Genomic DNA, 24,770 nt, shown 5'->3' with positions numbered 1-24,770 from the left:
GGAAATCCATGAGACATCGGGAAGACTCGTTTCACTCGAAGCCGATTAAACCCATCGATTCACCTTGCCACGCGCTTTCTACCCTCTCCAGCACAACAAGCCATTCGAGTGAGCGACTACGCCAGAAGCCGCGCCGAGCACCCCGGCGTGTATGGCATGGGGCCGCGGCGGGCCCACCCAGCCCGGCCCAAGGCGGGTTTCTTCCTTCGCCCCGCAGGGGCGGGCCCCGGCGAAGCGCCTTCAAAGGGGCCCGGGAGCGAAGCGACCTGCCCGAAGGGCAGCTCTTTTGCCCGCCCGTGCCCGAAGGGCACATAGGGGGCGGGCCAGCCCGCAGGGCTGTCCATCAACCCCCATTAGGCATACAAAAGGGGCGGCGAATCCGCCGCCCCTTTCACCTATCCGGCCTATCGGCCCGCCTCTCACCGCTCCCACCCCGGGAGCGCGCCCGACAGTTCGCAGGCCATGTCACCCCACCTGCAATCCGCGCTCGCGCACGACGCCCAACCCCGACTCGCGAGGATCACCCCGCCCCCGCACACCGGGCACGTGTGCTCCGGCGCCGCAGGCCGCACCCGCCATCCGAAGCGGGCCGCCATCTCCGGGGCCGGGGACTCGAAGCAGGACCGGGTAACGTCGTCGAGGGTCGCGGCGGGGTTCTCCAGCGTGGTCAGGACCGCGCACACCGCGAGCGCCACCGCCCGATGCTGAACTGGCTGCCCTGGATCCATACGTTGCCCTCCACGACCGCGTCGCGCAGGTCGAGGCTCGGACAGCGCAGGGCTTCCGCACTGAGCTCGGGCAGGTGCGACTTCTGGAGGTAGACGGCGAGCGCCGAAGCATGACGGAGGCTCAGGACCTCGGCGAACGAACACGCGTCGAAGTCGATCTCGCAGTCGACAGTCGCCGACGTGAGGTCGAGCGCACCGGTCACTCGCGCGCCCGTGACACGAAGCGCGCGCACCTTCCCGGGACGGGCGGGCGGCCCCTCCAGCAGGAGCTGTGCGATGACCAGGGCCCTGATCTGCCGCTCCGGGCCCCACGCCGCCCCGCCGGCGGGGTCATCCTCGGACGCCACTCCCGTACACAGGTCCAGCACGCCGCCGTCACGGAACGCCGACCACAGACGGCGCTCCGGATCGCTCCACTCTTCCGGTGCCGGCAGGTCGTCAGGAGCAAGGCGGCGATTGGCCATGGTCCGTTGTAAGGGAAGGAGCGTCTCCTGCGCCAGGGGGCCTGGCCTGGATCGGCCTGTCCGCGGACCGGCGAGTCGGCATACTCGGAGATTCCTGAGACCGGACAGCCCTCGGCCCAAGCTGCTGCAAGATCGGCCACGCCGACCGGCGCCGGTCAGGGCCGCCTCACGAGATCGGCCCAGGTGACAACAAGCCTGCGAACGGCGAGTTGGTGACAAGTAGCGTGCGCACCTGGTGAAAACAACCGTGCTCACGCCGACGAGGGACACCAGGTCGCGCCTGGGTGCTGGTGACAACCAGCGTGCTCAGTCGCACTGGATCGCGTACGCCTCGTACGGCACGGCGGACCCGTCGCCGGCGGGCTGGTCGGTGGTGCCGGTGCGGTTGAAGCCGGCCTTGGCCAGGACGCGGCCGGAGGCCGGGTTGTCGGGGTGGTGCATGGCTTCGACCCGGTCCAGGCCGGCGGTGGTGAAGGCGAAGGCGACGACCTGCTGTGCGGCGTCGGTGGCGTAGCCGTTGCCCCAGGTGTCCTCGCGCAGGATGTAGCTGATGGTCCCCATGACGGGCGAGCGGCGGCGCAGGGCGATGAGGCCGATCATCTCGTCGGCGGCGAGGATGCCCCAGCTCCACTGCGCCCTCGGCGTCTCGGCCGCCCGGGTAAGGGCGCTGCGGATCTTCTCCTGGGCCTGGTCGAGGGGGAGCGCGCGGCCGGTGGTGTAGCGGACCGAGGCTCCGCTGTAGATGCGGGTGAGGGCGGGGGCGTCGTCGAGGGTCAGGGCGCGCAGGGTCACCATGCTGCGATCAGTTCCTTGGCGGTGGGGCGGTCGGCGGGGTCGGGTGCCAGGCAGGCGGTGATGGTGGCCGCGAAGGTGGGAAACGGCCAGGGCCGTACGTCGGCCAGCGGGGTGGTGCGGCCTTGGGCGATGACGGCCAGCTTGTCCGGGCGATCGGTGCTGTCGTCGTAAGGGACGGGGCGGTGACCGGTCCAGCACCAGAACAAGGAGGCGCCCAGGCTCCACACGTCAGCGGCCGGTTCCGCCTGAACGTGTGTGTCCGCCGGGGTCGCGAGGACGGCGGCGGCGATCTCGGGGGCGGTGGTGTGGGTCAGGGCACCGCGGTACGGCAGGCGCCCATCGGGGTCGGGGCCGCAGGCGAGGGCGTAGTCGATGACCTCGGCGCGGCCGCTTTCGGTGATGAGGGTGTTGGTGGGCTGGACGTCGGCGTGGGCCCATCCGGCGGCGTGCAGGCCGGCCAGGTGCTCGGACCAGGTGCGGGCGATCTGCTGGAGCCAGGGCCTCACCGAGGGCCGGTCGCCTTCGGGGCCACGGGCCAGGGCGAGCGCCCGCCACAGCGGGACGCCGTCGACCCAGCGGACCGCGAGCCACCGGCCACCGTCCCAAGGGCCGGCGTCGACGCGGTAGCCGGGCCGGATCACCCCGGCCGCGGTGAGGCGGAGGAGGTGCTCGTCCTCCTGGGCCATCTCGGCTGTCTTGTCCCGGGCGGCGGCCTCGTCGGGGCTGTTCGCCTTCACGGCCACGGCTCCCCGGGGCCCTTGGATCTTCCAGGCCCGGGAGCCGCGCCGGTCGCTCAGGAGCCTTGCGGTGAGGGGATCGAGCTGTTCGGTGAGGCGGGTGAGGGCTTCACCGGGGGGAGGAAGCGCTTGGCCCATGTCTTGATCTCCTTCCACTGGTCGGGGACGTGCTCGAGGAGGTCGCGGCCGTCGTCCTCGGCGACGGCGAGCGCGGCCGCCAGGTCCGGGGTCTCGGTGAGGAAGCGGGGGTCGCGGCGGCGTACGGCGGCCCTCACAGGGAGGAACGAGACAGGGGCGGCCGGGATCCGGGCGCCGGCCCGGGTGGTTTCCTCCTCGCCCGCGTGGAACTTGCCGAACATGATCCCGACGGGGCCGTAGAGGTTCTTCAGGACCCAGTGCGGCCAGGCCAACAGGTCACGATGCCGTGCCCCGGGGACATCGCCGAGGAGGACGATGTTCTCGCACCGCAGCCCGCCGTGCGGCCGTTTCAGCAGCGGGCGCAGCCACTCCGCGGCCTGGACACCAGCGTGGAACAGCTCCGCCTCCACCGCCGCGGGCTCGCCGTCGGCCCGATACACGGTCCAGCTCGTCAGGCTCTGCTGGAGGGAGGGAGCCAAGTAGGGGCAGTGGGCGGTCATCTGCCGCACGTACGCGCTGATGTGGATCGTGGCCGGAGCGGTGGTGCTGGCTTCGACGAGGCGCAGCGCCCCGGCGGTGGGCCGGGGCGCCGCGCTGGGACGGGTGCGGTTCACGGGCGGTGGGTCGGGGGCTGCTCGGGGGTGAGGTCGTCGCCGTCGCCGCCGGCGGGGCCGCAGTCCCACTCGGCGACCACGGTGCCGGTCTCGCGGTAGCGGGCGATGGCCGTCTCGTCGAGGGTGCCGTGGGTACCGACGGGACAGCCGGCGCCCCCGTCTACGGCAGCATCTACCTCGCCGTCGAACGCACCCGCAAGGAGTGCGACAAGCACGCCCCGCCGGAGTACGCCTGCCAAACGGTTCGGTCGACCATGGACGAGCGGATCTTCCGCGTCGAACGCTTCAGGAATGGCTTCAACTGCCGCACCCCCAGCGGCACCTGCTACCCCGCCGAATACGAAAACAAGCTCCAGTCCATGAAGACCATCACCATCCCCGTGCCCAGCCTCGACGACGGCGACGCCGTACTCAAGCAGATCGTCGTCAACCTCGCCAAGACCAACGAACAAGGCACCGGCAACACCCTCGGCACCGGAACCCTCAACGTCACCCCGGGGCACAACACCTACACCTTCCCCGGCGACGGCCAGGCATCCGTCACCATCACCCGCACCACCAGGTAGCAAACATCCGCCCCACGGCGCAGAGCAGCCATGCCTACCCCAGATCGAGGAATCCGTCAGACAGGCGCCACCGGCGGAATCAGCTCCGCCAGCACCCGAACCGCCACGGAGAGCTCTGGTGCCGCCGCCATCGCGCACGCCGCCGAACACAGCGCCGCCACCCTCATCACCTTCGAGGACGGCGACGAGCACTTCACGCCCGGGTTCACCACCCGCACCCTCACCGGCCGCCAGACCGTCGTGGGACGCCGTTGGCGCCAGCCGGCGCCCACCCTCGCCGAACTCGCCGCCCGCGCCCGTCGTGCGCCCCGCCCCTGAACGGACCGTGCAAGAACCCCGTCACCCATGGTCTGTTCAGGGTGAACGCACCTGGCCTGGGGCGGGTAGGTCAAGAGTGTGAGCCACACCCCTACGGGTTCGACGCGGCCCGCTTCCGCGCCGCCCGCACCGCCGCCGCCGCCGGCACCACCGTGCCCCACACCACCCTCACTGCCCAGGTGACCGAGCGGGCCGTGAATCTCTATGAAAACAAACGGGCGGGGCCCCGGGATCACGGTCCCGGGCCCCGCCCATACCCACCTGCGGCTATGGGTGACCGAGTCAACCGGTGATCGTTGCACCGACTATGACTTCTCTTATACAACGCGCCGCTATGACGGTCACCCTGCTGACAACTGTTCTGGCTGTCGCCGCCCCCGCCACCACCGCTGCCGCCACCGACTGCCGGGGCGTGAAGGGGTGCATGAACAAGAGCATGGCCAACGGCAAGGCGTCCTTCTACAAGGGCGGCATGGCCTTCATGGACGGCAACCAGGCGGGAGTCAACGGTTTCCAGCAGGGCCTCAACAAGGGACAGAACGGGTTCCAGAAGCAGATGGGCCCGAAGAAGGGCGGGGGCGGCGGCATGCCAGGCATGCCTGGCATGTAACCAGCCGCCCCAAGCGACCCAGGCGTGAGCGGCTCAACTCCGGCGGCAGCGGTTCACCGCACTCGGAGCACCGCCGGAGATCCGCGCCCCCTCCCCCGTCCTGGGCGAGACAGAGAAGCGGGCCAGCGCCTGGCGCCGCTCCAGGCCGCGCTCCTGGAGCACGCCGCGGCGTACAACCTGCGCACGGTCATGACGTTCCACCAGAAGGTGGAGGAGGCGGCCGCGTTCGCCCACTGTTGGGCCACGTTTGTACAGGTCAGGGGTGCAACGCGCAGTCGTGTTGCAGCGTCGGTGTTGCACGGCCCGGGTGAGTGCGTTTGACCCGTGCCAGCGAGAACCTGGACCGGTTGCCATCGAAGTTGGACCAACCATATTTCGTGTCGGCGAACCTGGGCCGCCGCAGGTCAGCCACCGTGACCGCAACACTTGCCGCTCTGGGTCCACCGGATCGAATGACCTTCCACGCGGCACGTTGCGCAATAGGTCCATCACCCTGTGTGCTTGACGACACGGTCGAAGGACGACCGCCGACCGGTGCCGGTCCGGCGAATCCGGGCTCGTGCCCGACCGCCCGAGAAAGGACCGGTGCAAACCATGCGCCTCTTCATCGACACCATCAGCGGCGACGAGCTCTTCAGCGACGCCTTCCCGGTCAAAGAGATGGAGGGACGCTACGAGGTTGAATCCCAGATGATCTCAGTGAACAGAGGCGTGGAGGTCGACCTCGGCGAGGAGTCGGACACGGCCGCCGCGGCGGAGGATTCCGCCGATTCCGAGCAGGTGCTGAACGTGGCGCACGCCCACCGCCTGGTGGAGACCTCGTTCGACAAGAAGTCGTACACCATCTACATCAAGGGCTACCTGAAGCACCTGACGGCCACGCTGAGCGAGACGAAGCCGGAGGCCGCCGAGGCTTCGAGAGGGAGTCGGCCGCCCTGGCCAAGGAAGTCCTGGCGAACTTCGACGACTACCGCTTCTATACGGGCGCGGGCATGAACGTCGATGGCATGGTCGCCCTGCTGAACCACCGCGACGGCGGCACCACGCCGTACCTCACATTCTTCGAGCACGGCCTCCGGGTCGAAGACGTGTAGTCCGCAGCACGACGCCAGTCATGCTTCACACCGCTCGGGCAGGGCGCGCAGCGATCTGGCCTGCTCGGGCAGGGACCAACGACAGAGAGACCCAGCAAGTGCGCCGCACAGCGGCGGTCCAGGTTCGCCGACACGAAGTGCGCGGTCCAACTTGGATGGCAATCGGCGCAGATTCGCTGTCACAGGTCAGGCGAGGCCATGTCGGCCGAGGTCACCGCTGCCGGACGGTGTCGGCGGGGGCCGGCTGTTCGCTCATCGAGGGCTCCAGATCGCGTAACTGGCGGGCCTCACCACGGCATCGCCTGTCCTGTGCCAGTGAAGCTCGACCGTGCACCACCGATTCCTAATGCCGTTCGTCAAGCCGTGGCGCACGCTTGAGATAGCGGGCAGGAGGTGTCGGAGGTGCGCGGTACAGTCCGTTCATCCGACTGGGGAGGGCTCATGGCGACAAAGTGGAGCTTGACGATCGACTGTGCGTACCCGGGGAAACTGGCCGCGTTCTGGGCGCTGGCGTTGGGCTACGCGGAGAAGCCCGCGCCCGCAGGGTTCGGGAGCTGGGAGGAGTGGTTCTCGCATCATGAGGTTCCGGAGGACGAGTGGGATGACGGGGCGTACCTCTCAGATCCGGACGGCGTGGGCCCCACCTTGTCCTTCCTGAAGGTGCCGGAGCCGAAGGCGGCGAAGAACCGGCTGCATATCGACGTCCAAGTTGGTGGCGGCCGTGAAACCCCGTGGGAGGTGCGCTGGCCGCGCGTGGTCGAGGCGGTCCAGCGGTTGACCACTGCGGGCGCGACCGTGCTCCGCGAGGACGAGTTGCAGGGCAGGCCGGATCACGTGGTGATGGCAGACCCGGAAGGTAACGAGTTTTGCCTGGTCTGACGAGGTCGGTCAGGCCAATTGGCCGCGCGCAGCGTGTCGCCTCCCTTCCTATGCGGCAGCCCTTGTCGGCGGAGCTGGCTCGTAGCGCCGTCCGTCGCGGAGGAGGGCCCAGAGGACGTTGACGCGGCGGCGTGCGAGGGCAAGGACGGCTTGCGTGTGCCGCTTGCCCTCGGCGCGTTGCGGTCGTAGAACCGGCGGGATTCCTCGGACCGTCGGATGCTGAAGAGCGCGGAGGTGTAGAGGACGCGCTGGAGCCAGCGGTTGTAGCGTTGCGGACGCCGCAGGTTGCCGCTGATCTTGCCGGAGTCACGCGGGACCGGGGCGACGCCGCCGAAGCCAGCGAGACGGTCGGGGGTGCCGAAGACGGCCATGTCGCCGCCGGTGGCGGCCAGGAACTCGGCGCCCGGTACTCGTAGCTGATCCAGGCCGTCCTGTCACCTCAGCGCTGAAGCCTGGACGAGGTGCGGCCACGCCGGGCCACGGCGTTGTCCAGGGCCGTCACGGCGATGGACGACCGAGCGCTGTACCGGGCCTGGGAGGAGTCCGGTGCCAAGGCCGCCGTCAGCGGAACGACCGACCCGCGCGTTCGCCACACGTATTCGCGCCGACGCGCCCGCGTCCGGGACCAGCGTTCTCACTCCCGGATGCGAGGGAGCGGTAGTGGCGAAACGCCGGCCCGCCGATCCTGGACCAGTCACCAGCAGGCGACCAGCGCCACACCGACTTCCCGTCCGCCGCGGCCAGCGAGGACGGCGTCGGCCACCGGCTTGTCGAGCCAACGGTAGTACGGCTGTCTGGCGAGCTTGAGCACCCGGCACGTCACCGAGACGGGTGTTCCGCACGCAGAGCCGAGTTTCGAGAACGCCCCGGTGCTTGCTTCGGGGCCTTGGTTGTGCTCCACGCGGCTTGTGCCGGAAGGGCCATGCTGACCGATGGTGACTCTGCTCAGGGTGGCCCTGGAGGGAGCTCCCCGGCCGTAGCCCAGCCAGGCCGGACATCCGGTGAGGGGATGCGCCGGTTGTGCCGTCCGGGTCATGATCTCCTTGCGCCGGTTCGCGGCGCGAGGCGGGGCGAGGTCTGTGGGGACGGGGGAAACGCGGCCATGGAGGGTCATCTTCTGGGCGGCCGATACCGGCTGGGGCGCCGGCTCGGTGAGGGCGGAATGGGGCAGGTATGGGAGGCGCGCGATGAGACCTTGGACCGGCCTGTCGCCGTCAAGGTGATCTCCCTGCTCGCCGGTGGTGGCACCCGCGGAGACGAAGCGCGCGCCAGGTTCCTGCGCGAGGCACGCATCACGGCCCGCCTCCAGCACCCCAACATCGTGACGATCCACGACCTCGGCGAGTCCGGCGAGGGAGAGGACAAGGTTCCGTTCCTGGTCATGGAACTGGTCCAGGGCGAGGGTCTGGACGCGTCGCTGCGCCGGGGCGCCGTCGCGCCGCCGCTTGTGGCGCGGTGGAGCGCCCAGATATGCGACGCGCTGGCCGCAGCGCACGACGCCGGGATCATGCACCGGGACATCAAGCCGTCGAACGTGCTCGTCACGCCGTCCGGCATCGTCAAGGTCCTCGACTTCGGCGTCGCGCGGGCCGCCGACCCTGCCGTGACCGGCGACCGCCTGACGCGGACCGGCTTCATCGTCGGCACGCCTCCCTACATGGCCCCCGAACAAGCGCGCGGCGTCCCGGAGCTGAGCAGCGACCTGTACGCGGTCGGATGCCTGATCTTCGAACTGCTCACCGGACGCCTGCCGTTCCAGGCCCCGGACACGGTCGGCTACCTCTCGGCGCACCTCACCGAGGAACCCCCGGCGCCTGGTTCGGTGTCATCGGGCATCCCCGCGGCCTGGGACGACCTCGTGCTGACCCTGCTGCATAAGGAGCCGGCCCGGCGCTACCGGGACGCCGCTGCTCTCGCCCAGGCCCTGCGCCGGCTCGACGTACCGCCCGAGCCCGAGCTCCCGGTGCCCGCCCCCACGATCCCGGCCACCATCCCGGCCACGGTCGCGGCCGTCGCCCCGGCCCCGCCCGCCCACACGGAGGCGGACCGCTACGAGGCGGTGAAGCGGTTCGGACCCTCCGTACTCCTGCTCGCACTCACGCTCATCGCCTTCCCCGACTGGGGCCCCGGCTACCCCGCCCTCCCCCTTCCGGTGGCCCTTCTGGGATGCGCCGCGGCACTCACACCACGCTCCGGGCGCCTGCTCCGCACCGTGGGCTACGCGGCGGCCGTGCTGGAGATCGGCCACGTCGTGGGGGTCGCCCAGGGAATCGCCGCCGGCGCCCTGACCTACAACCAGGTATGGGGGTACGGCACGGTGGCCGCCTTCGCCATCGCCACGTACGTCCACCGCGACATCACCACCCGCCGACGTGTCACGCCCACGCCATAGTGGATCGGAGAGCGCAGTCATCGCACCCGCAGCCGACCGCATTCTCCGACGCACTCAACAACCTCCGTGCAGCCCAAGGCATCCCCTGGCGGCCGTCGAACTGCCCCTCTGAGCGGCTGACCGTTCCTACTTCTGACCGACAAACCCAGGGCTCTCGGGGGCCAGAACCGTTGCCAGTACTCGCCCGCCGCCCCGCTGCGAGGCGGACTTGCCCTGCGTGGAGCTGCGGCTGGACGTCTTGCTCTCCCCCGACCGCGCGCGCTCCTTGTTCACCGTGCGAGAGGCCATCTCCTTCGCACGGCCCTCGGACATGCCGCGCTTCTCACCGGACTCCTTGATGTGCTCGTACTGCCGCTCACGCTTGGAACTGGAACCTCTGGGCATGACACATCCCTGTCTCGACGGTGTCGGGTCACGGTCATGCTGAATGCAGCCAGAGCATCCCGCCCCTCGTCCGGGGCCGGGCGAGGAGTCGTCGAGCACGGGGTCACCCAACCGCCCCACTTGGTTACTCAAATAAAGCGGGGTGCTACTTTCCGTGTCAGGTTGGCGTGGAGGAGTCTTCCGTCCCCCGCGTCACTGAGGGGTCGCCGTCACGGCCGGCAAGCAGAACAAGCGCCAGGGGCCGGGCAAGGGCCGCGAAGAGCAGGAGCGCCTGCGCTCCGGCCAGGACCCCGCACACCCCGGGACCGAGCAGGAAGGCGCCCGGGGCAAGAGCCCCGAGGAACTCAAGCGAAGCAGTCAGGACCAGGGCAAGCGCGACCGCGGCGAGGACGAAACGCGCGGCAAAGACCGCTGAGAGCAGCCACCGCCACACCCCACGCACCCAGGAACCCGCCGGGCCGGTAGTCACCCGGCGGGGTCCTGTCATGCACTTGGCCTCCCCGGCCATGCAGGCGAGCGAGTCCTGGACCTGTGGTCCGAAGGGCCGTCGGTCGAGCCTCGAACCCGCGCTGCGCGAGGCCGCGGAGGCGCCGGGGGAGCCGGGCGAGCACGCATCGAGCCTGACCCGAGCCTGCGCCTTCAGCATCACCGTCAGGCGGTACAGCCCGACCCTGCACGTGACCCGCCGGACCGATGAGCCGACCTCGTGTCAGCGTGCGGGCTCGGCCGGGGTGGTGTCGCGGACGAAGACGGGCTGGAGGCGCTTCTCGGGCAGGGCTTCGGGGAGCTGCGCTCCGGGCAGCTTCAGGTCGGGTCCATGCATCGCGGCCCGCTTCCCGGGCAGTGGCGGGGCATGACTCCGATTCCTCCCGACGTCCACCGGTCCTACTGGATGCAGACAGCCGACATGCCCTCGTCCGCGTCCCTGACCAGCGACGCCGAGGCGGACGCGGCCGTCATCGGCGGCGGTATCGCCGGGCTCAGTGCGGCCTGGGAACTCTGCCGCGCCGGGCTGAGCGTCGTTGTCCTGGAGGCGCGCCGACTCGCGGGCGGCGTGACGGGGCACACCACCGGCAAGATCACCGCCCTGCACACCACCGTCTACGACAGGCTGCGCACCGAGCACGGGGAGGATGCCGCCCGCCTCTACGCGGCGTCCCAGAGCGTCGCCCTGCACCGCATCCTCGAGGTGGCCCGGGATCTCGGTACGGACTGCGACCTGGAACGCCGGCCGGCCCTCACCTATTGCGAAGAGCCCGACGGGGTCGAGGCACTGCGCGCCGAGGCCGAAGCCGCGCGGGCGGCGGGTCTCGACGCCTCCTTCGTCACCGAGACCGGCCTGCCGTACCCGGTCGCGGGCGCCGTCCGGGTTGAGGACCAGGCCCAGTTCCACCCCCTCGCATACCTACGCGGCATTGTGGAGGACCTCATCGCACGTGACGGCCGCATCCACGAGAACACGCGGGTCACCGAGGTGGACAGCGGCGACCCCTGCCGTCTCACCACCTCCGCCGGCCACACCGTCTCCGCCCGCCACGTGGTCGTGGCCACCCACCACCCGGTCTTCGACCACGCTGCCTTGACCACCCGGCTCACGCAGCACCGCGACCTGGTGATCGCAGGACCGCTACCCTCCCGCCGGGATCCGGAGGGCATGTACATCACCCGGGAGGGCGGTAAGCGGTCCGTCCGCACCACGCCCCTCGGCGACGGACGGCGGCTCCTGATCGTCACGGGAGAGGCCTTCACGCCCGGCACAGGTGAGGACACGGAAGCCGGGTATGCCCGTCTGCGGTCCTGGACGCAGGAGCGTTTCCCCGGGTTCGAGGAAAGCCACCGATGGGCGGCACAGGACAACAGCGCCACCGACGGCCTCCCGCTCATCGGTCGGATGCGAGCCGGCGGCGAGAACGTCTACGTGGCCACCGGTTTCGCCGGGTGGGGTATGACCGGCGGGGTCCTGGCCGGACGGCTGATCGCCTCGCTCGTCACGGAAACCGAGGAACCATGGGCGGCCCTGTACGACCCCGGCCGCTCGGGTGCCGCCCTCGGGTCGGCCCCCGCTTTCCTCAAAACGCAGTGGGACACGGCCAAGCACTTCGTCAAGGACCGCCTGGAGACAGTCGGGGAGGGTACGAACGGTCCCGTCGGCGCGCTGGGGGCGGGCGAAAGCACCGTGGTCCGGGCGGGAGGCGGGCCCTGCGCCGTCCACCGCGACGATCAAGGAGGGCTGCACGCGGTGTCGGCCGTCTGTACGCACATGGGCTGCCTGGTCGCATTCAACAACGGCGAGCGCAGCTGGGAGTGCCCCTGCCACGGCTCCCGCTTCGACGTCGACGGCGAGGTCCTGCAGGGCCCGGCGATGCGACCGCTGGAACGGCGGAATCCGGCAGACCTGGACCTGGACGGGCGCCCCGACGCGTGAACGGCCTCAGAGGACCGGCCCGCGACGAGGTGACGCTCCAGCCAGTCCGCAGCGGCACGTCAGCACCGGGGCCCCCAGCCGGTCGATCTGTCGAGGGTGGCGTGCGGGGAATGGGCGGTACGGCCGGGTCGGTGCGGAAATCGATGACGAAGGGTCGGTCGGCGGCCAGCTCCTGCCGTCCGAACGAGACCGCTCCTTCGCCTTCCCCGCGGCCGACGCAATCACCACCGCCCTGCTCGCCCTCGAGGCCCAGCAATCCCCCGGCGAGGCGGCCTGGCTTGATGCGGCCGAACGCGACCACGAGGAAGTCCACCAGGCCACCGGCATGATCATGGTGTTCCTCGACTTGGACGGCCCCCAGGCCCTGGCCCGCCTGCGGGCCCACGCCTTCGCCCAAGGACAGAGCGTCACCGAAGCAGCGCGTGACGTCCTCGCCGGAAGAGTCAGGTTCGATGACTAGGTTCAACCCGCACGGCTGGGGTGACGACGGACATGAACCGCGAGCAGGCGATCACCGAGGCATTCGTCAGCCTCACCGATACCGTCGCCGACGACGTGGACCCCCTCACGCTCCTGCGCCGCCTGGTCGAACACTGCGTACGCCTCGCCGGCATGGACACAGCCGGAGTCATGCTCGTCAACGCCCGCGACCGCCTGCAGTCGGTGGTCGTCACCGAGGACCGGGTCGAGCTGACCGAAATGTTCCAGACGCAGGTGTCCGAAGGATCGTGCATCGATGCGTACACCACCGGCCGTCCGGTCCACGCCGACGACCTGGCAGAGGACGGGGACCGCCGGCCCGTCTTCACCCCCCCTGGCCCAGGCCGCCGGCTTCGCGGCCGTCCACAGCTTCCCCCTGCAGTTGCGCAGCCAGACCATCGGCGCCCTCAACCTCCTCGCCCGGACTGCCACCCCCGTCCTGCCGGAAGACGCCCGCCTCCTGCAGGCACTGGCCGGCACGGCCACCACCTCCGTGCTGACGTGGAGCCGTGAACCCCTGCGCCCGTACGACATCGTCACCCGCACCCAGGCGGCCCTCTCCGCGAAAGCCGTCCTGGACACCGCCGCCGGCATGCTCGCCGCCACCGCCCACATCACCCCCACCGAAGACATAGAGCGGTTGCACACCTACGCGGCCGACCACCACCAGCGCCCCGCCGACGTCGCCGAAGACCTGGTACGACGGCGCCTGACCCCACACGCCGTACTCACCGCGGCACCCTGAGCTCCCGGCCAGTCGGCGCCCCGCTGCGCTCGGGCCTATCGTCGCGGGACGCCGGCCCGGCGCGGGTCGTCCTGTCGGGCCCTTGCTGCTCCGGCCGTCCGGGCGGCAGCGGCAAAGTCCTGCAGACGGCGCAGCAACCGGGTGGGCCGGCCACCCGTGTCGTCGGGCGCGTACAGCTCGTCGAGGAGGCCCAGGAGGCGGCGCGGCTGGTGCTGCCAGTTGTAGGCGAAGAACGCGATGCCCCGCGCGTCCAGGCGGCCAGCGAAGTCGAGCAGGCTGTTCAGGCCCACCCCATCGAGGAAGGTCAGGTCGCGCATGCATCTGGTTGTGGTGGGTGGTGAGGTGCTCGTCCTCAGCCCGCTTGGCCTTTGGGAACGGGTTGAGCAGCGGCCGTCCGTGCATGTCACGGTGGTACTCGTAGAAGCTGCGGACCACCGCCCGCGCGTGCCCCGGGTGCGGTGCGCGTAGTTCTCACCCGCGTACCGCTTCCCGGTCACCGGGTTGACTGACCCGGGGGCCGGAGCATCCGGCCGTCGCGGCCGCGGTGGCTTCTTGACCAACCTCAGCCACAGCGCGAAGTCCCGGGCCTCCCCCCGGCCTGCCCGATCCCACGGCACGTCGACGGCCCACAAGAACCGGAACCACGCCAGCAGCTCGTAAGCGTACGAGCGGAGCGAAGCCGGGCTGTCGTCGTTAGCGAGCATGTCGAGCAGAAACTCGCTGACCGCCGCCACCTCGACACCGTCCCCATCGAGCAGCCGGAACGGCAGGGCCGGGTCGCCAGTCTCCTCGACCCGACCGATCCTCGGCACCGCGAGTGCTGTGACATCCCGTAACTCCGTACGCTCCTGCACCTGATCCTCCACGAACCGCTGTGGTCTCCAACGACTCGTGATGACAGCACATCAGGACGGTTGTAGGGGACGGCTTCGAGGGGGTGTGCGCTCAGCCGACAGGCCGATCTCGTCACCGTGCGTCGAACTGCGGGGAGACTCCAGCTCACCCCTCGGTAGTTCGGTCAACAGGTCCTCCATGCCGTCGCGGTACGCCTGGTGGATGGTGCCGCGCTTGCCGTGGGCGAAGCCGGCGGAACCTGGAGCCGGTATGCGCCGGGTGACCGCGAGGAGTTCCCCGGGGCCGGCCGCCTCACGGGCGAGCCCCTGCCGGTGGCACTGACCGACCCCCCCCCGTGGACGAGCTCCTCGGCGCCGTGCGCGAGTACTACACCGGCACCGAGGAGGACGCCCCAGGGGAACCTGCTCTTCGGCGATCTCTGCGCGGCCCGGGGCCGCACCCCCGTTTCACATTCTGGACGGCTTGTCCACGGCGCCGCCCAGTGGTGCTACCGTCCCGGCCATGCAGCACACCTTCCGCCTCGCCATGATGCGAATGATGCCCCCGCCTTCGGAGGCGCTTCGCTAGCGAAGCCGTGTGCGCGCACGAGATGCGACGGACCCTCCGGACACGGAGGGTCCTTTTTTGTTGCCCGGATCCGTCATCCGGCACCCCATCAGACCCCGACAGAAGGCGAAGAACCGCCATGACCCGTGTACCGGTCGTCTCCCTCACCGACTGCGCGGACCCCAACGCGCTGGCCCGGCAGTCCGCACGGATCGCCGCGCTCTTCGGGGCCACTCCCACCGTCGTCCCGCTGGACGGGCCGGACCCGGAGGGCGCGGCCGCCCTCACCCTGCTGGACCTGCTCCGCTCCACGGACCTGACCGGCGGGCCGACGCAGCCCCTGGTGGTGCTGGTCAACATCGCCCCGCGTGACGGCCACTGGCCCAACGGCGTGCCGTTCTGCTACTTCCGCCATGGACAGCACCTGATCATCTCTACCCTCAGCCACCGGGTCCTCGCCCCGCTGGCGAACTACCTGGGGCTGGCGGAGGTCCAGGTCACCGATGTGCGCGAGGTGCTGGAGGCGGGCGCCGCCGGATGGGCCGATCTGGCTCCGGCCGAGGTGGAGGAGATGGTGCGGACCCAGTTCCGCAGCCTCTGGTACGTGCCGCTGCTGGCCCGCTGGCTGGCGGACGGTCGCCCGGTGCCCGCCGAGCCGGCACCGGTGCCGTCCCTCGCCGCGCAGGAGGTACGGGTCGCCGTCGTGGACAACTTCGGCAACTGCAAGTTGGACCGCCCCGCTGCCGACCTGCCGGGCTACGAGCGGACCGGCGCCGCGGCCGGCCTGACCGTCCACAACCGGCGCGAGCGCCGCAGCGTCACGGTCCGCTGCTACGACAGGCTCCCGGACGTGCCGCTGGGCGAGCCCGGGATCACCGTCGGGAGCTCCGGTGTCGGATTCGCCGAACTGGTGGTCCGCGGCGGCTCCGCGGCGGAGCTGTTCGGCCTGAGCCAGGGGGACCGGGTTTTCCGCCTCACCAGCTGACAAGCCGTCAATTCGCAGCAACGACGACGCGGTCCGCATTGACACCGATACCCGCCAACCGGAATACTGAACGCGTGTTCGGAAATATTCCCCTGGTACGCCGCCGCCACGTGGACAACGTGCGCTGCGCCGCCGACCTGTGTCGTTGACCACACAGCGCCGCCCCTTTCCCGTACCCCTTTGCCGAACCTTTCCCGAAGGACCTCCGATGTCCCGCACTCGTATAGCCCTGGTGTTTTCCGCTGCCGTCGTGCTGACGGCGGGCGCCTGCGCGCCACAGCCCGGAAGCACTTCCTCCGCAGGCCCTTCTTCCGCCGGCTCCGCCGCTCCCAACTGCACCGTTGACGGACTCGCCCTCCACGAGAAGGGCAAGCTGACGGTCGCGACCGACTCCCCCGCCTATGCTCCGTGGTTCGAGGACAACACTCCCGCCAACGGCAAGGGATTCGAGAGTGCCGTGGCCTACGCGGTGGCCGAGAAACTCGGCTTCCAGAAGGACCAGGTGAAGTGGGTCGTCGAACCCTTTGCACATTCCTACGCACCCGGTGCGAAGAACTTCGATTTCGACATCAACCAGATTTCCATCACCCCTCAGCGGGCACAGGCCGTCGATTTCTCCAGCAGCTACTACAAGGCCGACCAGGCCATCCTGACCCTGGACAATTCGAAATTCGCGAACGCTGACTCGCTGGCCGCGCTCAAGGACGCCAGGATCGGCGTACAGGTGGCCACCACCAGCTATCAGGCCGTGCTCGACCAGCTGAAGCCGTCCCGGCAGCCGAGCGTCTTCAACACCACCAACGACGAGGTCAACGCACTGAAGAACGGCCAGATCGACGCGATCGTCACCGACCTGCCGACCGTGTTCTACCTGGCCGGCGCGGAATTGAACAACGCGAAGATCGTGGGCCAGTTCGGGTACGCGGGCGGTACCCCGGAGGAGTTCGGGCTGCTCCTGTCCAAGGGCAGCAAGCTCACCCCGTGCGTGAACAAGGCCCTGGACGCCCTCACGTCCGACGGCACCCTCGCCAAGCTGACCTCGCAGTGGCTGTCCGCCTCGGCGAACGTTCCCGCGCTGAAGCCGTAGCGGGCGCGCCGTGGACTTCACGAAGACCCGCGCACCGCACGGGGCGGCCGCCGCCGCCCCCGTGGACGACACCTACCGGCCCAGCGAGCGCGAGGTGGAGCGCCGGCACTTCCGGCGCGCCCGCAAGCGGCGGCACACCTGGACCTCCGCCGTGTGCACCGTGCTCTTCCTGGTCGCGGTCGGAGCGGCCGCGGTCTCCTCACCCGGCTGGGAACGGGTCGACTCCCTCTTCCTGGACGGCGCCGAGCTGCGCAAGGCCTTCCCCGACCTCCTGCACGGATTCTGGCTCAACATCCGGATGTTCGTGGTCGCCGAGGTGCTGATCCTGGTCCTCGGGCTGCTGACCGCCCTCGTGCGCGTGACCCGCGCACCGGGCCTCCAGCCCCTGCGGCTGGCCGCGACTCTCTACGTGGACGTCTTCCGCGGCATACCGACGCTGCTCCTGGTGTTCCTGGTCGGATTCGGTCTGCCCGCGCTGCGGTTGCAGGGCACCCCCTCCGAGCCCTGGGTGCTCGGCGTGATCGCCCTGGTCCTCTCCTACGGCGCGTACGTCGGCGAGGTCCTGCGGGCCGGGCTGAACTCCGTCCACCCCGCGCAGCGCTCCGCCGCGCGGGCGCTGGGGCTCAGCGAACGCCAGACCCTGCGGCACGTGGTGCTGCCGCAGGCGGTGCGCAACGTGCTCCCGCCGCTGCTCAACGACTTCATCGCGCTCCAGAAGGACACCGCGCTGGTGGCGGTCCTCGGCCCGCTGGAGGCGCTGCGGCAGGCCCAGATCAAGGCGGACTACGACTTCAACTACACCCCGTACCTGGGAGCAGCCCTCTTGTTCATCGCCGTGACCATCCCACTCACCCGCTTCGCCGACCGGCTCCAGCGGCGGGCGGCGCAGCGCACCTGGGCGGAGGCCGGCCGATGATCGAACCCCTGCTGCGGGTCCGGGGCCTACGCAAGCAGTACGGGCCGCGGGTGGTCCTGCGCTCCATCGACCTGGACGTCTCCGAGCACCAGGTCGTCTGCCTCATCGGCGGTTCGGGATCGGGCAAGTCCACCCTGCTGCGGTGCGTTGACATGCTGGACGTCGTGGACGACGGCACGATCCACCTGGCCGGGAGCGAGCTGACCGACCCACGGCTGGACACCGATGCCGCCCGCAAGCGGATCGGCATCGTCTTCCAGGCCTACAACCTGTTCCCGCACCTGAGCGTGCTGGACAACATCACCCTGGCGCCCCGCCGGGCCCACGGCGTCCCCCGTAAGCAGGCGGAGGAGACGGCCCGCGAGCTCCTGGCCCGGTTCGGGCTGGCGGACAAGGCCCGAGAGCACCCCGACCGGCTGTCCGGCGGCCAGCAGCAGCGCGCCGCCATCGCCCGCGCGCTCGCCACGGACCCGGAACTGCTGCTCTTCGACGAGATCACCTCGGCCCTCGACCCCGAGTTGGTCGGCGAGGTGCTGGAGGTGGTCGCGGACCTCAAGCGGCGCGGCCTGACCATCCTGATGGCCACGCACGAGATGGAGTTCGCACGCCAAGTCGCCGACCAGGTCTGCTTCCTGGAGAACGGCGTGATCGTGGAGCAGGGCACCGCCGAGCAGGTCTTCACCGCCCCCCGGGAGCAGGCCACGCGGCGCTTCCTCTCCCGGGTCCTCGACCTCCCGGGACGGGACGGCACGGTCGTCGTCTAGAGCCTGGTCCCACAAACGGGCGCTACGCCGCCGCAGCCGCCTCGTCCTCGCCCTCGAAGGTGCGCCACAGGTCGGCGTAGCGGCCGCCGCGGGCCACCAGTTCGGCGTGGGTGCCGTCCTCCGCGACCCGGCCGTGGTCCATGACCACGACCCCGTCGGCGCGCGCGGCGGCGCTCAACCGGTGTGCCACGACCAGGGTGGTGCGCTTACCCGCGAGCCGCTCGGTGGCCTTGGTCGACGCGGACTCGGTGGCCGGTCCAGGGCGGCCGTGGCCCCGTAGCCGATGTCCGCCCGGCGCATCCACTTTCCACAACGTCATCGGATGGACGCCGAAGTCAGTGGCCACCTGCTCGACCGTCACACCCGGACCAAGGTTCCTCACGACCCGCACGACGTCCTGGCGGAACTCTTCCGAATAAGGCTGCGGCACAGCGACATCCTTCCCCTGCCCACAAGGCAGGCCAGCCCCACCGCACGGTCACAGCCGCGGTCAGTTCCTCGGCCTTGGCCTGTTCCCGCTCGGCCGGCGTGTGCCGGGCGGGGTCTCACTGCTCCCGTACGACTCCTTCGCTGCCAGGGCCGCCGGGCAGCCCACATGCGACTTCCCTCACGTGCCGTTGCCAGGCCAGCGCGTTCTCGCGTGCCGTGGCAGGGGCGGTCTCGAACAGCCCCCACTTCGGGGCCGCCTGGGGCGCGTCGGCTCTGATGACGGTGAAGCCGGGGTCGGCGCACAGGTACCCGGCGAGCACGGTCTCACCGCCGTCCGGGCCGACGAGGCGGATGTCCCGCCCGGACAGGGCGACCACCTGCCACTTCAGTCCGCGGAACCGGACATGCGCCCCGACTTTCACGGCCGGCCGTGCATTGCGCTTTGTGGTCACCGGGTACCTCCCGTTCTGCCGGAGCGGCTGAAGCGGTGTCGTCAGCTGTCCATGCCATGGGGCGTGGAAGACGGCGGGAAGAACCTCGATGGGGTCGCCGGCTGCTGCGGCGTCTTCGATGAGCGGCCGGGGCTGCGCGAACGCGCCCGGCACGGCCGCCATCAGCTCGGCACTCCACTGGTTCCGGGGGTGGCGGTAGCCGGCCGGCCATGTCGCCGACAGGCAGGCGTGCCCCTTGCCGCCGTGCTCGCCCCTGCATCCGCGCGAGGGCCTACCGCCGAACCGGATGTGTGGCGCCAGAACGTCGGCACGGACCGGGAGGCGGGCCATGGAGGGACGGGACGCGCGGATTCCGGTGCCGGGTGCCACAGGTCATCGGGGCGGCGCCGGCCGCAGGGCCGCACGCCCCGGACGGTGTCGTCGTGCGCGCCGGGCAGCGGTGCGGCGCTCGGCGCGGTGAGGTAGGGCGGACATGTCGAGGAGACGTCCCGGGTACGGACCTTCGTCCCACGGCGCCCGGCCCGCGGAGGCGTTGACAGCGCTGGCTCCGCGTACGGTCCGGCGCGTGCTGTTCCGGCAGCGCTGGCGGGACCTGGTGTTCCTGCACTGGCCGGCCGACCCGTGCGAGGTGGCCCGGCTGCTGCCGTACGGCACCGTGCCCGACCTCCACCGGGGCCGGGCGTACGTCGGCCTGGTCTTCTTCCGCATGGACGACCTAGCCGTCGGCCGGATGCCGGCCCTGCCTTACCTGGGGAGCTTCGGTGAGGTCAACGTCCGCCTGTACAGCCGCGACGCCATGGGACGTCGCGGGGTGGTGTTCCGTTCGCTGGACTGCGACCGGCTCCTGCCCGTGCTGACGGCCCGCGGCGCCTTCGGCCTGCCCTACCGGTGGTCGCGCATGTACAGCCGGTGGTTCGACAGCCGGCTGCTGTACCGCACGAGGCGGCGCCAGGGCGCGCGGGCCGGGGCGCGGGTGTGGCTGGACGTGGCGGACGAGCAGGTGACCGCCACGCCGCTGGAGGAATTCCTCACGCAACGCTGGGGACTGCACGAGCGGTTCCTCGGGCGCACCTACTACCTGCCCAACGCGCACCCCGCCTGGTCCTTCCGCAGGTGCACCCTGCTGGGCTGGGAGGACGGCCTGGTCGCGGCGGCCGGGCTGTCCAGGCCCCAGGGCGAGCCCGTGAGCGTGCTGTACGCTCCCGGCCTCCCAGTGGTCTTCGGCCCCCCGGTGCCCCTGGCCGTACCCGGCACGTGGCCCGGCTGACCCGCCCGAGCACGGCGGCGCCAGGATCAGCGCGCGGGCTTCCGCCGGCCCATGGCGTACAGCAGCTCTCCGGCCGCCCACCCCGGCCCCCGCCCCCGTACCGCCTCGGCCAGGCCGGGCATGCTCGGGCTCACGCTCCGCCACAACGTCCCGAGCGCCGCGGGGACGTCGCCCGGCGACAGCCCGTTCGGGTCGAGCACCACACCGGCACCCGCGCGTTCCGCGTCCCGGGCCACGGAGAACTGGTCGCTGGAGAAGGGCAGCACCACCGCGGGCACGCCCGCCCGAAGGCATTCGGTGAAGGAGTTGCCGCCCCCGTGGTGCACCATCGCGTCCACCCGCTCCAGCAACGCGCGCTGGGGCACCGACGGCACCACCACGGCCCGTGCGCCCGCGAGATCGGCCAGCGCGGCCGTCCGTCCTCCGGCCGCGACGACGACCGACACGTCCGCCATGCCGTCGAGGATCCCCGTGACGACGGTGCGCAGGACGTCGTCGCGCGCGGACAGGAACGTACCGAGCGCGACGAGGACGACCCGCTCACCGCTCGAACGCAGCATCTTCAGGCGCGCGTCCCACTCCGCGTCCAGGGGGCCCGCACCCGCGGCCATGTGCCCGGCGAACAGGCGGACCGGGCCCGGCGCAGGCGCGGGCAGCCAGGGGAACGCCGGGTAGGCGTGGACGACGGCGTGCGGCGAGCTGAGGGCGAAGGCCCGGCCCGGGGCCGGCCGGGAGGGCGCGTGCCGCCGGGCGAAGGCCGCGAACAGGGCGGTGAAGGCCTCGTCGTTCTGCCGGGCCGCGGCCCTCAGCTCCCCCAGCCGCTCCGGATCGGGCCGCAGCGCGTCGGGCCAGGCTTGCGGGAGGCCGAAGTAGGCGTCGGGGCCGGAGAGCACATAGCTCGGGTGTCCGGGGCAGAAGGTGGCGTAGGGCAGGCCCAGGCAGTGCAGGGCCAGGGTGACCGGGTAGCTGAGCTGGTCCACGACGTACCAGTCGGGGCGCAGCCGCCGGTGGGCCGAGCGCAGCGCGTCGAGCACCCTGTCCGGGTCGGCCAGCAGGTCGGCCCGCCGGTGGCGGGCCTGGGCCAGCAGCGCCGGCACGGCGCCCTCGCGGGTGGCGTCCAGGAACTCCGCCAGCCGGGCCGCCTCCCGGGCGTCCTGCACGGTCGCCTCGGCGACCCCAGTGTTGGCATTGCGCGTCACGGACAGCGGCTCGAAGCCCACCCGGGCCTCCCGCGCCAGGTGCTCGAACGCCGGAGCACAGCAGAAGTGCACGTCCGCACCGCGCCGGCGCAGTGCGCCGGCCAGGACCGACATCGGTCGTGCGTGGGAGACGAAGGGAGGACTTACGACAACGACACGCGGCATGCGAACCCCCGGCCAAGGCGTCTTCGGTCCGCTGTCCGGCAGACCCGGGCCAGCGCATCGTAGCCGCGTCCGGGCAGGTCGGCCGGTGTGGCGATGAACACCGCACGCAGGTGCATCCGCACGGGCGTCACACGGCGAATCACGGAGGTCAGCGCCGTCCCCCGAGACAGGAGAACCCGTGGTCGGCATCGCTTTCGCGCCCCCCTCGGCGGCTCACGACCCCGCACGGCCGGCAGGAGCGGGCCAGGACATCCGAGACCCCTTGGTGGCCGCCCGCACCGCGTTCTTCACCGGCTCCGGCTGGACCGCGCACCTCCCGGGGCCCGGCCCCGACGGAGGGCTTCCGGACGCGCAGGGCGAACTGGCGACACTGCTCGAAGCCGAATACGGCCTGCGGTCGCGGGCCGTCCCGCCCGGAGTGCGATCGGGGACGGACCGCCGGGACAAGGCCGTGGCGGGTCTGCGTCGGGCCGCCCGGCTGGGCGTGCCACTGACGCCGGAGGCCCTGCTCGCCCACCGGGAGGGGGACCCCCGCCTGATGGCCGTGGTGACGGAGCTGTGGCCGGAGACCGTTCGCTGGTACGGCCACGGGCACGCCGAGGAGGTACTGCGCGCCGCTCTCGGCGAGTCCCGCGACGGGCCGGTCGTCGGTCATCTGCTGGACCTCGCGGTGGCCGCCGACCTGCGTCCCCTCACTCCGCTCCAGAGCGCGTCGCTCGCGCGCGCCACCGCGCACCGGGCGGTACGCCACTCCGCCTGGCGGTATCTGCGTCAGCTCCCCGGCGGCCCCGCCCATGCGCCGCATCCTTCCGAGGCCGGGGACGTCTACGAACGGCTCCTCCTGGCTTCCGCGCCACCCGCGTTCGGCCCGGGGACCAAGGAGCCCAGGGGCCGGCTGATCGCGCAGTCCATGCTGCTGGGGAGCCTGGACACCCCGGGGCAGGGGATGAGCGGCGGGCTGGCGGTGCTGCTGGGCGGGCTCGGCGACCGGCTGGCCGCGACCGAGGGGATATCCGGCGTCATCACCGTCGTGACCGCCGGGCACGAGGACCTCGCCGCCGACGACCGGCTCGCCCACGAACGGGCCCCCGGGCACTGGGTCCTGCGGCTCCCCGTCGATTGCCCCTCGACCCCGGCGCAGGTGGACATGCCCCGCCACCGTCCCGCCCTCACCTGGTGGGCGGTCCGCCTGCTCGGTGCCATGGCACGGCCCCTGGACGTCGTGCACGTCCGGTACGCCGACGACGGCAGCCTGGCCCTCGTCGACGCCGCGGAGCGGCTGGGCGCCGCGCGGGTCTTCACGGCCACGCCCGACCCGCACCGCGGACTCGCCGAACGCCATGCCGCAAGCGACCCCGCCGACCCCAGGGCGGCGGACGCCCTCCGGCAAGATCTGCACCGGGTCTTCCTGGCCGACCGGCTGGTCCAGCGCGCGGACAGGGTCGTCGGCATCCCCGGACGCGGCGGCACCCGCGAACTCGTCCGCCACTTCCCCGGGCTCGCCCGGCTCAACGAAGGACGCGGACCCAGCGCCCCGCCCGAAGGCATCGCCCCCTACCGGCCCGCACCCGACGAGGACGTCCGGCGGGACGAGGCGCTGCAGCGGCTCTACAGGGACGGGGCGCGCCCCGACGCCCTCGACCCGGGGGACCGCGAGCTGCCCGTGCTGCTGTGCGTGGGCCGGCTGCACCCGGTCAAGCAGCAGGACCTGCTGGTCCGGTCCTGGCTGGCGACCGGCTCCGACCGCACCACGGCCCTGGTCCTCGTCGGCGGCAGCCCCGGCACCGGCACCGAGGTGGAGGACGAGGTCCGCCGCCGCATCGAGACCCTCCTCGCCCCGTACCCGCAGGCGGCGCGCCGCCTGGCCCTGCTGCCGGCCCTGCCGAACACCGACGTACGCCGACTGCAGCGTGCCCTGGCACAGCGCGGGGACGACTCCTGCTGCTGGTACGTCTGCCCGAGCGCGAAGGAGGAGTTCGGGATCGCGGTCCTGGAGGCGATGGACGCCGGCCTTCCCGTCGCCGGTCCGCGCCGGGGCGGGGTCGCGCACTACCTCCGCGACCAGGTCAACGGCCTCCTGATGGACACGTCCGGCCAGTCGGGCCTGATGCGGGGCCTGCGGCGGGTCGCCGCCACCTCCGCCGACGACCGGCGCCGGTACGCGGCCGCGGGCAGGAAGCTGGTCGCCGAACGGTTCTCCGTGACGCGCATGGCGGCCGAACTGGCAGCCCATTACATCGCCTTGCACCCCGGCTGACCCCTGGGCAGGGTTCCCGGCTCGCCCTTGAACGGCCCGCGCACCTCTCCGAGGTGATCCAGCCGCCGTGGAAGTCGCCCTCCTGCGGCGGTACGCCACGGTCGCCCCAACCCCACCGCATCACGCACGACTGCGCTGGGACGCTGCCCCCGTCACGCACCAGTACCACGGACCACGTACTTGTCTTGGCATACAACCTGGGGATCGTGCGCCTCGGGTTCGCGATGGCCCTGGTGCTCGCTGCTCCTGAGGGCGCATCTGCGGGACACGCGGCGTGCCGGTGGGCGGCCTCCTCAACCGCAGCAGCCGGGGCTGTCGGGGCTGTCGGGGCTGTCGGGGCACTCGAACCGATGCTGCGGTACCACCGGGTCTCTCGGATGCTGTCGCGCGCCCCTGGTACTCCAGCCGGACTTCTTCATTACTGCTGGTCAACGGCTTGGGTGTGGGGAGTGTAGCGGTGTGTGGGCGGGTGCGGGACG

The 24,770-nt window shown here is 71.3% G+C and carries 23 protein-coding genes and 4 pseudogenes; 15 read left to right on the top strand and 12 right to left on the bottom strand.

Features of this window, described 5'->3' with window-relative positions; all coding sequences use genetic code 11:
• Positions 1 to 667: 667 nt before the first annotated feature.
• From ACFYZL_RS09595 to ACFYZL_RS09575, 5 genes are all read right to left on the bottom strand, one after another.
• On the bottom strand, positions 668 to 1,192 hold the full coding sequence (locus ACFYZL_RS09595) for a hypothetical protein (protein WP_388677586.1): 525 nt from the start codon (positions 1,190 to 1,192) through the stop codon (positions 668 to 670).
• Positions 1,193 to 1,498: 306 nt separating this feature from the next.
• Complete coding sequence (locus ACFYZL_RS09590; protein ID WP_388677583.1) at positions 1,499 to 1,987, bottom strand: GNAT family N-acetyltransferase; 489 nt, start codon at positions 1,985 to 1,987, stop codon at positions 1,499 to 1,501.
• Positions 1,981 to 2,862: a protein kinase gene (locus ACFYZL_RS09585; RefSeq protein ID WP_388677580.1), complete on the bottom strand. Its 882-nt coding sequence runs from the start codon at positions 2,860 to 2,862 to the stop codon at positions 1,981 to 1,983. The genes ACFYZL_RS09590 and ACFYZL_RS09585 overlap by 7 nt, the downstream gene beginning before the upstream one ends.
• Positions 2,781 to 3,476, bottom strand: coding sequence for a DUF6875 domain-containing protein (locus ACFYZL_RS09580; protein ID WP_388677577.1), 696 nt, complete (start codon positions 3,474 to 3,476; stop codon positions 2,781 to 2,783). The genes ACFYZL_RS09585 and ACFYZL_RS09580 overlap by 82 nt, the downstream gene beginning before the upstream one ends.
• Positions 3,473 to 3,691: a hypothetical protein gene (locus tag ACFYZL_RS09575; protein ID WP_384746501.1), complete on the bottom strand. Its 219-nt coding sequence runs from the start codon at positions 3,689 to 3,691 to the stop codon at positions 3,473 to 3,475. The genes ACFYZL_RS09580 and ACFYZL_RS09575 overlap by 4 nt, the downstream gene beginning before the upstream one ends.
• A 39-nt stretch (positions 3,692 to 3,730) precedes the next feature.
• On the opposite strand from ACFYZL_RS09575, the gene ACFYZL_RS09570 reads away from it, so the two are divergent.
• The 5 genes and pseudogenes from ACFYZL_RS09570 to ACFYZL_RS09550 all read left to right on the top strand — a co-directional run bounded on the left by ACFYZL_RS09570 (position 3,731) and on the right by ACFYZL_RS09550 (position 6,943).
• On the top strand, positions 3,731 to 4,042 hold the full coding sequence (locus tag ACFYZL_RS09570) for a hypothetical protein (protein WP_384746500.1): 312 nt from the start codon (positions 3,731 to 3,733) through the stop codon (positions 4,040 to 4,042).
• Between the two features lie 30 nt (positions 4,043 to 4,072).
• A complete protein-coding gene (locus ACFYZL_RS09565) occupies positions 4,073 to 4,360 on the top strand; it encodes a hypothetical protein (protein ID WP_388677573.1) in 288 nt (95 codons plus the stop codon).
• 334 nt (positions 4,361 to 4,694) lie between these two features.
• Positions 4,695 to 4,970, top strand: a complete 276-nt coding sequence (locus ACFYZL_RS09560; protein ID WP_388677570.1) for a hypothetical protein — start codon at positions 4,695 to 4,697, stop codon at positions 4,968 to 4,970.
• A 594-nt stretch (positions 4,971 to 5,564) separates the two neighbouring features.
• Positions 5,565 to 6,064 (top strand): annotated as a pseudogene (locus tag ACFYZL_RS09555) (translationally-controlled tumor protein).
• A gap of 441 nt (positions 6,065 to 6,505) precedes the next feature.
• On the top strand, positions 6,506 to 6,943 hold the full coding sequence (locus ACFYZL_RS09550) for a VOC family protein (RefSeq protein WP_384746496.1): 438 nt from the start codon (positions 6,506 to 6,508) through the stop codon (positions 6,941 to 6,943).
• 48 nt (positions 6,944 to 6,991) lie between these two features.
• On the opposite strand, the pseudogene ACFYZL_RS09545 reads toward ACFYZL_RS09550, so the two are convergent.
• Positions 6,992 to 7,347 (bottom strand): annotated as a pseudogene (locus ACFYZL_RS09545) (transposase); the annotation flags it as partial.
• A gap of 698 nt (positions 7,348 to 8,045) precedes the next feature.
• Here ACFYZL_RS09545 and ACFYZL_RS09540 point away from each other — a divergent pair.
• On the top strand, positions 8,046 to 9,335 hold the full coding sequence (locus ACFYZL_RS09540) for a serine/threonine-protein kinase (protein ID WP_388677567.1): 1,290 nt from the start codon (positions 8,046 to 8,048) through the stop codon (positions 9,333 to 9,335).
• A 180-nt stretch (positions 9,336 to 9,515) separates the two neighbouring features.
• On the opposite strand, the pseudogene ACFYZL_RS09535 reads toward ACFYZL_RS09540, so the two are convergent.
• A pseudogene (locus ACFYZL_RS09535) lies at positions 9,516 to 9,719 on the bottom strand (plasmid stabilization protein); the annotation flags it as partial.
• Between the two features lie 853 nt (positions 9,720 to 10,572).
• Between ACFYZL_RS09535 and ACFYZL_RS09530 the strand changes: the two are divergent.
• Both ACFYZL_RS09530 and ACFYZL_RS09525 read left to right on the top strand, forming a co-directional pair.
• The gene (locus ACFYZL_RS09530) at positions 10,573 to 12,144 is read left to right on the top strand and encodes an FAD-dependent oxidoreductase (RefSeq protein ID WP_388677564.1); all 1,572 of its coding nucleotides are present in this window, start codon (positions 10,573 to 10,575) and stop codon (positions 12,142 to 12,144) included.
• The gene (locus tag ACFYZL_RS09525) at positions 12,104 to 12,604 is read left to right on the top strand and encodes an ANTAR domain-containing protein (protein WP_388677625.1); all 501 of its coding nucleotides are present in this window, start codon (positions 12,104 to 12,106) and stop codon (positions 12,602 to 12,604) included. The genes ACFYZL_RS09530 and ACFYZL_RS09525 overlap by 41 nt, the downstream gene beginning before the upstream one ends.
• A gap of 2 nt (positions 12,605 to 12,606) precedes the next feature.
• Here the strand turns inward: ACFYZL_RS09525 and ACFYZL_RS09520 are convergent, their stop codons facing one another.
• Positions 12,607 to 12,909, bottom strand: coding sequence for a hypothetical protein (locus tag ACFYZL_RS09520; RefSeq protein ID WP_388677561.1), 303 nt, complete (start codon positions 12,907 to 12,909; stop codon positions 12,607 to 12,609).
• Here ACFYZL_RS09520 and ACFYZL_RS09515 point away from each other — a divergent pair.
• A complete protein-coding gene (locus ACFYZL_RS09515) occupies positions 12,881 to 13,369 on the top strand; it encodes an ANTAR domain-containing protein (RefSeq protein WP_388677558.1) in 489 nt (162 codons plus the stop codon). The two genes, ACFYZL_RS09520 and ACFYZL_RS09515, sit on opposite strands and share 29 nt — an antisense overlap.
• Positions 13,370 to 13,404: 35 nt before the next feature.
• Here the strand turns inward: ACFYZL_RS09515 and ACFYZL_RS09510 are convergent, their stop codons facing one another.
• Positions 13,405 to 13,686 (bottom strand): hypothetical protein, encoded by a 282-nt coding sequence (locus ACFYZL_RS09510; RefSeq protein WP_384746491.1) that lies wholly within the window; start codon positions 13,684 to 13,686, stop codon positions 13,405 to 13,407.
• A 1,223-nt stretch (positions 13,687 to 14,909) separates the two neighbouring features.
• Between ACFYZL_RS09510 and ACFYZL_RS09505 the strand changes: the two genes are divergently transcribed.
• From ACFYZL_RS09505 to ACFYZL_RS09490, 4 genes are all read left to right on the top strand, one after another.
• Positions 14,910 to 15,755: an SAM hydroxide adenosyltransferase gene (locus ACFYZL_RS09505; RefSeq protein ID WP_388677555.1), complete on the top strand. Its 846-nt coding sequence runs from the start codon at positions 14,910 to 14,912 to the stop codon at positions 15,753 to 15,755.
• Between the two features lie 208 nt (positions 15,756 to 15,963).
• Positions 15,964 to 16,842: an ABC transporter substrate-binding protein gene (locus ACFYZL_RS09500; RefSeq protein ID WP_384746489.1), complete on the top strand. Its 879-nt coding sequence runs from the start codon at positions 15,964 to 15,966 to the stop codon at positions 16,840 to 16,842.
• A 10-nt stretch (positions 16,843 to 16,852) separates the two neighbouring features.
• Positions 16,853 to 17,758: an amino acid ABC transporter permease gene (locus ACFYZL_RS09495; RefSeq protein WP_384726004.1), complete on the top strand. Its 906-nt coding sequence runs from the start codon at positions 16,853 to 16,855 to the stop codon at positions 17,756 to 17,758.
• Positions 17,755 to 18,522, top strand: a complete 768-nt coding sequence (locus ACFYZL_RS09490) for an amino acid ABC transporter ATP-binding protein (protein ID WP_388677550.1) — start codon at positions 17,755 to 17,757, stop codon at positions 18,520 to 18,522. Before ACFYZL_RS09495 ends, ACFYZL_RS09490 begins: the two co-directional genes overlap by 4 nt.
• Before the next feature lie 22 nt (positions 18,523 to 18,544).
• On the opposite strand, the pseudogene ACFYZL_RS09485 reads toward ACFYZL_RS09490, so the two are convergent.
• Positions 18,545 to 18,724: pseudogene (locus tag ACFYZL_RS09485) on the bottom strand (hypothetical protein); the annotation flags it as partial.
• A gap of 343 nt (positions 18,725 to 19,067) precedes the next feature.
• Entirely contained in the window at positions 19,068 to 19,403 is a 336-nt protein-coding gene (locus tag ACFYZL_RS09480) for a hypothetical protein (RefSeq protein WP_388677547.1), read from the bottom strand.
• Positions 19,404 to 19,968: 565 nt separating this feature from the next.
• Between ACFYZL_RS09480 and ACFYZL_RS09475 the strand changes: the two genes are divergently transcribed.
• A complete protein-coding gene (locus ACFYZL_RS09475) occupies positions 19,969 to 20,670 on the top strand; it encodes a YqjF family protein (RefSeq protein WP_388677544.1) in 702 nt (233 codons plus the stop codon).
• A gap of 26 nt (positions 20,671 to 20,696) precedes the next feature.
• On the opposite strand, the gene ACFYZL_RS09470 is transcribed toward ACFYZL_RS09475, so the two are convergent.
• Positions 20,697 to 21,983, bottom strand: coding sequence for a glycosyltransferase (locus ACFYZL_RS09470; RefSeq protein WP_388677541.1), 1,287 nt, complete (start codon positions 21,981 to 21,983; stop codon positions 20,697 to 20,699).
• A gap of 229 nt (positions 21,984 to 22,212) precedes the next feature.
• On the opposite strand from ACFYZL_RS09470, the gene ACFYZL_RS09465 reads away from it, so the two are divergent.
• Positions 22,213 to 24,291, top strand: a complete 2,079-nt coding sequence (locus ACFYZL_RS09465) for a glycosyltransferase family 4 protein (RefSeq protein ID WP_388677538.1) — start codon at positions 22,213 to 22,215, stop codon at positions 24,289 to 24,291.
• The last annotated feature ends 479 nt before the right edge of the window (positions 24,292 to 24,770 follow it).

Source organism: Streptomyces sp. NPDC001717 (assembly GCF_042892775.1).
Taxonomy (GTDB): domain Bacteria; phylum Actinomycetota; class Actinomycetes; order Streptomycetales; family Streptomycetaceae; genus Streptomyces.
Note: the sequence above shows the minus strand (reverse complement) of the source record. Positions and strands in the feature narration are given on the sequence as shown.

Bases quoted from the DNA above. Each gene is read 5' to 3' on its own strand.
- ACFYZL_RS09595 (WP_388677586.1), bottom strand. From the start codon at position 1,192: ATGGCCAATCGCCGCCTTGCTCCTGACGACCTGCCGGCACCGGAAGAG.
- ACFYZL_RS09590 (WP_388677583.1), bottom strand. From the start codon at position 1,987: ATGGTGACCCTGCGCGCCCTGACCCTCGACGACGCCCCCGCCCTCACC.
- ACFYZL_RS09585 (WP_388677580.1), bottom strand. From the start codon at position 2,862: ATGGGCCAAGCGCTTCCTCCCCCCGGTGAAGCCCTCACCCGCCTCACC.
- ACFYZL_RS09570 (WP_384746500.1), top strand. From the start codon at position 3,731: ATGGACGAGCGGATCTTCCGCGTCGAACGCTTCAGGAATGGCTTCAAC.
- ACFYZL_RS09565 (WP_388677573.1), top strand. From the start codon at position 4,073: ATGCCTACCCCAGATCGAGGAATCCGTCAGACAGGCGCCACCGGCGGA.
- ACFYZL_RS09560 (WP_388677570.1), top strand. From the start codon at position 4,695: ATGACGGTCACCCTGCTGACAACTGTTCTGGCTGTCGCCGCCCCCGCC.
- ACFYZL_RS09550 (WP_384746496.1), top strand. From the start codon at position 6,506: ATGGCGACAAAGTGGAGCTTGACGATCGACTGTGCGTACCCGGGGAAA.
- ACFYZL_RS09540 (WP_388677567.1), top strand. From the start codon at position 8,046: ATGGAGGGTCATCTTCTGGGCGGCCGATACCGGCTGGGGCGCCGGCTC.
- ACFYZL_RS09530 (WP_388677564.1), top strand. From the start codon at position 10,573: ATGACTCCGATTCCTCCCGACGTCCACCGGTCCTACTGGATGCAGACA.
- ACFYZL_RS09515 (WP_388677558.1), top strand. From the start codon at position 12,881: ATGCGTACACCACCGGCCGTCCGGTCCACGCCGACGACCTGGCAGAGG.
- ACFYZL_RS09510 (WP_384746491.1), bottom strand. From the start codon at position 13,686: ATGCGCGACCTGACCTTCCTCGATGGGGTGGGCCTGAACAGCCTGCTC.
- ACFYZL_RS09505 (WP_388677555.1), top strand. From the start codon at position 14,910: ATGACCCGTGTACCGGTCGTCTCCCTCACCGACTGCGCGGACCCCAAC.
- ACFYZL_RS09500 (WP_384746489.1), top strand. From the start codon at position 15,964: ATGTCCCGCACTCGTATAGCCCTGGTGTTTTCCGCTGCCGTCGTGCTG.
- ACFYZL_RS09490 (WP_388677550.1), top strand. From the start codon at position 17,755: ATGATCGAACCCCTGCTGCGGGTCCGGGGCCTACGCAAGCAGTACGGG.
- ACFYZL_RS09470 (WP_388677541.1), bottom strand. From the start codon at position 21,983: ATGTCGGTCCTGGCCGGCGCACTGCGCCGGCGCGGTGCGGACGTGCAC.